Here is a 1,383-nt window from a genome sequence, read left to right as displayed (position 1 = left end):
GGTTCTATACTGAATGTGGTGGTCTCCCTTACTGCTAAGCAGTTGGGAGCACATCTGAAAAAACAAAAAAATACACCCATATTCTCTTTTTTGGTACCTTTAAATTGCGACATAAAAAGGGTTGGAGAGAATATGAATGCAAAATGATTTTATCACACAATTATTAGGAATTAAAGAGTCTTATATTGAAGTAGAACACGCAGAAGTAATGGATCATGCTTTTCACATTGAGATGGGAACCAAGGTTAGAAGAGTTACATGTCCCAATTGTAAGAAGAAAACTAAATATGTTCATGGGTACCGTATGCAACGCGTCCAAGGACGCCTGATAGAAGAAAGGCCTGTTGTGTTCCACCTTCGTAAAAGAAGGTACAAATGCAAGGCTTGCCAAAAGACTTTTTATGAGACCTTAGGGTTTGTAGGACGTTACCAGCGAAGGACATGTTCTTTGAATGAGCAAGTTCTGACATATGTTTCAGAGAACTCGTTTACGCAAGCAGGTAAGATATGCGGCGTGTCTTCTTCAAGTGTGCTCAGGCTATTCGATAAACGGTCGATTCCACAAAGGCGTGTGCTTCCAAGAGTATTGGCCATTGATGAATTTAAAGGTGATGCAGGAAAAGAAAAATTCCAGACAATTCTGGTAGATGCGGAAAAGAAGGAAATTATTGAGGTGTTACCGGATCGCCGGGTGGAGACCCTAGAAACATACTTTGGCAGCTGTGACATAGGGAATGTCCAGATTGTTGTGATGGATATGTCCAGAACATTTAAGCGGGCTGTTGAGAAAGCTTTTGACAAACCACTGATTATTGCTGATCGGTTTCATTTCATGCGCCAAGCGTATTGGGCGCTAGATAAGGTCCGTCGGGAAGTCCAAAAATTGTTGCTTAAGGAAGAACGCTTGTCGTGCAAACGGGGTAAAAAACTCTTATGGCTAGCACCGGAAAAACTGGATGAAAAAGGCCGGGAGAAAGTGAATGAGCTGCTTGACCTTCATCCGAATTTAAAAGAGGCTTATGAATTAAAGAATGCCCTACATGATTGGTTTCATCAAAGTAATACACATACCGTCAAAGGGAATTTAGAAGAATGGTTTCAAATGGTCAAAAACAGTTCTATTCGAACTTTTGATAGTGTAGTTAAAACCTTTATGAATTGGAATACAGAAATATTGAACGCTTTCGTCTATCCATTTAACAATGGGTATATTGAAGGGGTCAACAATACCACGAAGGTCATCAAACGGATGTCATATGGAATTAAATCTTTCGAGCGTTTGCGTAAGAAGATATTATTCCGGCAAGCAATTAGATCCGTGGCCTAGGCCACGGATCTAAGAAGAATATGGGTGGATAATACCACCACATTTGACAGAGAGCC

General features: G+C 40.5%; 1 protein-coding gene. It reads left to right on the top strand.

The genetic code is table 11. From position 1 onward, the window contains the following. Positions 1-136 precede the first annotated feature (136 nt). Positions 137-1,327 (top strand): ISL3 family transposase, encoded by a 1,191-nt coding sequence (locus tag H9631_RS22105; RefSeq protein WP_191816612.1) that lies wholly within the window; start codon positions 137-139, stop codon positions 1,325-1,327. Positions 1,328-1,383: the final 56 nt, after the last annotated feature.

It is taken from the genome of Bacillus norwichensis (assembly GCF_014836955.1).
Classification (GTDB): Bacteria; Bacillota; Bacilli; order Bacillales; family Bacillaceae_C; genus Siminovitchia; species Siminovitchia norwichensis.
Note: the sequence above shows the minus strand (reverse complement) of the source record. Positions and strands in the feature narration are given on the sequence as shown.

What these genes read in the sequence shown, in the direction of transcription:
- H9631_RS22105 (WP_191816612.1), top strand. Translation starts at nt 137, where the DNA reads ATGCAAAATGATTTTATCACACAATTATTAGGAATTAAAGAGTCTTAT.